Annotated in this window: 6 protein-coding genes and 1 pseudogene; 5 read left to right on the forward strand and 2 right to left on the reverse strand. The window is 59.7% G+C overall.

Annotation, left to right across the window (positions count from 1 at the left end; genetic code table 11):
• The first annotated feature begins 9 nt into the window (after positions 1-9).
• From NB311A_RS08050 to NB311A_RS08060, 3 genes are read left to right on the forward strand one after another with little or no spacing between them, the layout of a single operon-like run.
• Positions 10-348, forward strand: a complete 339-nt coding sequence (locus NB311A_RS08050) for a cytochrome c (RefSeq protein ID WP_009798019.1) — start codon at positions 10-12, stop codon at positions 346-348.
• 10 nt (positions 349-358) lie between these two features.
• Complete coding sequence (locus tag NB311A_RS08055; protein WP_009798020.1) at positions 359-1,051, forward strand: hypothetical protein; 693 nt, start codon at positions 359-361, stop codon at positions 1,049-1,051.
• Positions 1,052-1,064: 13 nt separating this feature from the next.
• Positions 1,065-2,636 (forward strand): FAD-binding oxidoreductase, encoded by a 1,572-nt coding sequence (locus NB311A_RS08060; protein WP_009798021.1) that lies wholly within the window; start codon positions 1,065-1,067, stop codon positions 2,634-2,636.
• Positions 2,637-2,962: 326 nt separating this feature from the next.
• On the opposite strand, the gene NB311A_RS08065 is transcribed toward NB311A_RS08060, so the two are convergent.
• Both NB311A_RS08065 and NB311A_RS22895 read right to left on the reverse strand, forming a co-directional pair.
• Positions 2,963-3,394, reverse strand: coding sequence for a hypothetical protein (locus tag NB311A_RS08065; protein ID WP_256365408.1), 432 nt, complete (start codon positions 3,392-3,394; stop codon positions 2,963-2,965).
• A gap of 21 nt (positions 3,395-3,415) precedes the next feature.
• Positions 3,416-3,619: pseudogene (locus NB311A_RS22895) on the reverse strand (oxidoreductase); the annotation flags it as partial.
• A 135-nt stretch (positions 3,620-3,754) separates the two neighbouring features.
• On the opposite strand from NB311A_RS22895, the gene istA reads away from it, so the two are divergent.
• Together istA and istB are read left to right on the forward strand one after the other, a co-directional pair.
• Positions 3,755-5,254, forward strand: coding sequence for an IS21 family transposase (gene istA / locus NB311A_RS08070; protein WP_009796680.1), 1,500 nt, complete (start codon positions 3,755-3,757; stop codon positions 5,252-5,254).
• Positions 5,254-6,111, forward strand: an 858-nt coding sequence (gene istB / locus NB311A_RS08075) for an IS21-like element helper ATPase IstB (RefSeq protein WP_009797880.1), incomplete at its 3' end; no start/stop codon positions are given. The genes istA and istB, both read left to right, overlap by 1 nt.

The raw sequence follows: 6,111 nt of genomic DNA on the forward strand, positions 1-6,111 counted from the left end.
GAACCAAACATGTCTGATTTCTTGAGTGGCAAGGTCACGAAACGGATGCTGTTCGCAACTGTGCTGCCGTTTGCGCTAGTGACCGCTTCCATCCAGGCGATGGCTGATGGCCAGTGGGGCAGTGGCAAGAATCTGTATGATAAACTTTGCGGACTCTGCCATGCCCCCAACGTGGGAGTGGGGCCGGTGATCGCCGGTCGCGGGTTACCCGAAGCTTACATTAAGTCGGTTGTACGCAATGGCCTCAACGCCATGCCCGCGTTTTCAGCCTCCTATATAGACGACAAATCCATTGGTCAGGTCACCGAATATCTGTCGAGTCTGCCGACCCCGGCTACTCAGCCTTAAGGAGCCCGACATGAGTGTGAATCGTCGTTTCGTGCTCAAAGGCGCAGCCGTGAGCAGTCTCGGTCTGACCGTGGACGGTTTTATACCCGCGCTGGCGGCTAACTCTGAAGGGTCGATCGGTGACGAAGCTACGGAGCCAACAATGTTGGCGCTCGTAAACGAGGGCGAGGCTGAGTCGGTGTTCCTGTATGGCGCCATGGCGGCTGGTAAAGCGCCATTGCGCGTTCAGAAGGTCGGCCGCGATCTGGGATTCATGCTCGATTTTGAGCGTCGCCTACGTCACGGTCTGCCAATGAGGGTTATCGGCCTGCTGGATGATGCCTCAGCAACTCTCATAGTGGATATGGCCCGTAGTGGCGGCGCACGTGTGCAGTGGCTCGGGCAGCATACTGCTGAGGACGGGTTCACCCGGCATCATGTGCTCAGCACTGATATGTCCGAAGGCTGCTCGCAGCAGCTTAGCCGCGAGCTGCACGATTGTGGAGCTGGTTTCAAATTGATTGAGGAGCGTCAGAACGGTCCCATGGCGCCACATCAGCTGACCGGATCCTCACGGGGGACGAACCAATCGGCACAGTGGGCGAGCAGCATCGGTTATTTGCTGGCTTCGATCGGCGCGCGCACGACGCTGGCTGCTCCATTGGCTCCCGCCGCGAACACGCCGATCACCGGCAGCTTCGTTTCCTTTTCGATCGTTGCTTGAAGGAGCTGATTGAATGGCTGAACAAAATAGCGCTGTGCTGCCCAGAGGAGCGGTCCGGGAAGAATTCAACAACGCCATCGAGAAGTTCCGCGCATTGCTGGGTGGAGAGAACGTGCTAGTCAACGCCGATCAGCTTGCGCCCTATAACAAAGTCATGATGTCCGTCGAGAATGCAGCCCATGCGGCGTCAGCAGCTCTGACGGCCACCACGGTCGAGCAGGTGCAGGGTGTGGTGCGAATCTGCAATGAGCACAAAATTCCTATCTGGACCATTTCCACCGGCCGAAACTTTGGTTACGGCTCGGCCGCGCCGATCCAGCGCGGCCAGGTCATCCTCGATCTGAAGAAAATGAACAAGATCATCAAGATCGATGCAGAGATGTGCTACGCCCTGGTGGAGCCAGGTGTGACTTATGGACAGCTCTACGACCACATCACAGAGAACAAGCTGCCGCTGATGCTGTCGTTCTCGGCACCTTCGGCCATTGCCGGACCGCTCGGTAACACCATGGATCGCGGCGTGGGCTACACCCCCTACGGCGAACATTTCATGATGCAGTGTGGTATGGAAGTGGTGCTGGCCAGCGGTGATATCTATCGCACCGGTATGGGCGGGGTGAAGGGCAGCAACACTTGGCAGATTTTTAAGTGGGGTTACGGTCCAACTCTGGACGGCATGTTCACCCAGGCTAACTACGGCATTACGACTAAGATGGGCTTCTGGCTGATGCCAAAGCCACCGGTGTTCAAGCCGTTCGAAGTGATCTTCGACAACGAGGAAGATATTGTCGAAATCGTCGAGATTTTGCGTCCGCTGCGCATTTCCGGGACCATTCCCAACTCGGTCGTGATCGCCAACGTGCTCTGGGAAGCTGGGAGTGCGCATCTGCGCCGTTCGCAATACATCACCGAGCCCGGTCATACGCCTGACCCTATCCTGAAGAAAATGCAGCATGACACCGGCATGGGAGCTTGGAATCTGTACGCCGCGCTGTACGGCACACAGGAACAGGTCGACGCGGACTGGAAGATCGTCGTCGACGCCTTTAACAAACTCGGCAAGGGCCGCATTGTTACCCAGAAGGAGGCCGGCGATACTCAGCCGTTCAAATACCGCGCCGAACTGATGAGCGGTGTGCCCAACCTGCAGGAATTCGGCCTGTATAACTGGCGCGGCGGTGGTGGCTCCATGTGGTTCGCGCCGGTCAGCGAAGCGCGTGGCAGCGAGTGCGAGAAGCAGGCGCGGCTGGCTAAGCGCATCCTGCACAAGTACGGTCTAGATTATGTGGCCGAATTTATCGTCGGTCCGCGCGATATGCATCACGTCATCGACGTGCTTTTCGATCGCACGGATGCGGAGGAAACTAAGCGTGCGGATGCCTGCTTCAACGAGCTGTTGGACGAGTTCGAAAAGGAAGGCTACGCGGTTTACCGTGTGAACACTCGCTTCCAGCAGCGTGTTGCGCAGAGTTATGGCTCGGTCAAGCGAGACGTGGAACACGCCATCAAACGCGCGTTGGATCCGAACAATATTTTGGCTCCGGGTCGCTCGGGCATCGACCTGGATACCTATAAAAAGGCCTGACCTCCGCCGCTTCGATAGGTCGAGGTGGTGGCCTGTCATAGTCCCTGCAGGGAGCAAACGACGAAAGATATCGATAAACTCCCGCATGGGCCTCGCGGTCTTCCCGAACACAAGCTGCGAGCCACGGCGGAATTAGTCTCAGCACCTTCGACCGTCTGATCAGGATGGCTAATATCCGGACCAAGGGCCATCTTCGGCGGCGAGGGTGGGGCGTGCGGGCAGGCGAGACCCGTTGCACAGCACCTGCTCACCTCGCGACAAGAGTAACAGCAATGGGCTTCACCCCGCTTTGAGCGATTGAAGCCCAACATGCTTCAAACTCGCGCTTAGGCCGCCCGTTCGAGTTCCTGCCGTGGTCCGAAGAATTCGAAATGCATCTGCGAAGCCGGAATGCCCCACTTGAGCAGTTCGTGGTAGATGGAAACCATGAACGGCTGCGGACCGCAGAAGTAATAATCCGCATCGCGCGATGACAGCAGACCTTCAAGATATTCCGCTGTCACGAAGCCAACGCTCACATTGTCGCTAGGGCTGCCGCCCTCGCTGTAGCGATAATATGCACGTAGGTTGGCATGTTGCCGCGCAAGCTCATTCACCGTCTTGCGAAACGGCTGAACGTCCTCGTTCAGTACCGCATGCACAACGAGGATTTCTCGCTTCGGGAACGCCTCCAGCGCGGAAAGCAGGATGCTCATAATCGGCGTGATTCCCACGCCCGCAGCAAGGAGCACCAGCGGGCGCTCATGCTTCTCCGTCACATCGAGAAAGAACTCACCACAGGGAGGCGCGATCTGAAGCGTGTGACCGGGCTCGACGGCATCATGCAGCAGATTGGAAACATAGCCCTGCGGCGTATTGGCCTCCGGTGGCATTTCACGCTTCACACTGATGCGGAAATGCGGCTGACCGGGCATGTCGGAAAGACTGTAATTCCGCATCGTGGTCTGACCATCCGGCGTTTTAACGCGCACCGTGATGTACTGGCCCGGCTTGAACGCCGGAAGCTGTCATTCGGCATGCAAAATTGACCCCGTAAGCCGGGGGATCGGCGTCCAAAATTGACCCCCTACAGGTTGGCTGTTGCGCTGCCTGCTTTGTCATGAAGCAGGTGGTCGGGGATGCTGATCGTGGAGACGATTGCGCGGATACGGCGCGAACACTTCATCAAGGGCAAGACGATCAAGGAGATCGCCCGTGACCTGAAGGTGTCGCGGAACACGGTCCGGAAGGTGCTGAGGTCGGGCAAGACCTTGTTCGAGTATGAGCGTTCGATCCAGCCGCGCCCCAAACTCGGGCGTTGGGCGGCGGAGCTTGATGAACTGCTGGCGGCGAACGCGGCCAAATCGGCTCGCGAACAGCTGACGCTGATCCGGATCTTCGAAGAGTTGCGCGGACGCGGCTATGACGGCGGCTACGATGCCGTACGGCGTTACGCCAGGCGTTGGAGCAAGGAGCGCGGGCAATCGACCGCGGCGGCCTATGTTCCGTTGAGCTTTGCGGCGGGCGAAGCCTACCAGTTCGACTGGAGCCATGAGATCGTTCTCCTCAACGGCGTGACGGCGATCGTGAAGGTCGCTCATGTCCGGCTGTGCCACAGCCGCATGCTGTTCGTGCGGGCCTATCCGCGGGAGACGCAGGAGATGGTATTCGACGCCCACGACCGGGCGTTCGCACTGTTCAAGGGTACCTGCAGCCGCGGCATCTACGACAACATGAAGACGGCGGTAGAGACGATCTTCGTCGGCAAGGATCGCCGCTACAATCGCCGCTTCCTGCAGATGTGCAGCCACTATCTGATCGATCCGGTCGCCTGCACGCCGGCGTCGGGCTGGGAGAAGGGTCAGGTCGAGAACCAGGTCGGGCTGGTCCGGGAACGGTTCTTCACGCCACGGCTGCGGTTCAAAACCCTGGACGAGTTGAACGCGTGGCTTCTGGATAAGTGCATCGCCTACGCCAAGGCGCACCGACATCCAGAACTGGCCGAACAGACGGTCTGGGAGGTGTTCGAAGCCGAGCGGCCCAAGCTCGTTCCCTATGCTGGCCGGTTCGACGGATTCCACGCGGTGCCGGCATCGGTCTCGAAGACCTGCCTGGTGCGCTTCGACAACAACAAATACTCGGTCGCTGCCAGCGCCGTCGGGCGCCCGGTCGAAGTTCAAGCCTATGCCGATCGCATCGTGATCCGTCAGGACGGGCGCATCGTTGCGGAGCATCCGCGATCGTTCGGACGCGGCGAGACGACCTACAATCCCTGGCACTACGTGCCGGTGCTCGCGCGCAAACCCGGGGCCTTACGTAACGGCGCACCCTTCAAGGACTGGGTGTTGCCGGCCGCGATCGAACGGATCCGGCGCAGGCTCGCCAGCACCGACGACGGCAATCGACAGATGGTCGACATCCTCAATGCGGTGCTGACGGACGGTTTGTCGGCGGTCGAAGCCGCCTGCGCCGAGGCGATCGCTCATGGCGTTCATTCCGCTGACGTCGTTCTCAACATCCTGGCTCGCCAACGCGAACCCGCTGCACCGGCCAACATTATGACGCCGGCGGCACTGACGCTCCGCCATGCGCCGATCGCCGATTGCGCCCGTTACGACAACCTCCGGAGGACCATCTGATGGAACGAACCCAAATCTTCGACCTCATGGGTGAGCTCAAACTCTACGGAATGAGGGCTGCCTTCGACGAGATCATGGCGACGGCCGTCAAGCGCCAGCACGAACCTCAGCACATCGTCGGCGACCTGCTCAGCGCCGAGATCAACGAGAAGCAGGCGCGGTCGATCAAGTACCAGCTCACCATCGCCAAGCTGCCATTGGCCAAGGATCTCGATGACTTCCAGTTCGAAGGCACGCCGATCAATCAGACGCTCGTCAATGATCTCGCCGGCGGCGGCTTCATCGCCCAGCAGCGCAACGTCGTGCTCGTCGGCGGCACCGGCACAGGCAAAACCCACCTGGCCATCGCAATCGCCAGAAGCTGCATCCGATCCGGCGCCCGCGGTCGCTTCTACAACGTGGTCGACCTCGTCAATCGCCTCGAGATCGAGACCCGTAACGGACGTCAGGGCCGGCTTGCCGAACATCTGACCCGGATGGACTTCATCGTGCTCGACGAACTCGGATATCTGCCCTTTGCCCAATCCGGCGGCCAGTTGCTGTTCCATCTCGTCAGCCGGCTCTACGAGCGTGCTTCCGTCATCGTCACCACCAATCTCGCCTTCGGCGAATGGCCCAGCGTGTTCGGCGACGCCAAGATGACCACCGCGCTGCTCGACCGGTTGACCCACCACTGCGACATCGTCGAAACCGGTAACGACAGCTGGCGCTTCAAAAGCCGCGACGACGATCACGCCACCCGCGCTCGTCTCGTCTCCGCAATCCCGGCCAGCTCCGACGAGTCGAGCGCTACCCTCAAACCACGCCGCGCGAAGGGGTCAAAATTGAACGCCGATACGGGGTCAAATTTGCGAGCC

This window comes from Nitrobacter sp. Nb-311A, from assembly GCF_000152905.1.
Taxonomy (GTDB): domain Bacteria; phylum Pseudomonadota; class Alphaproteobacteria; order Rhizobiales; family Xanthobacteraceae; genus Nitrobacter.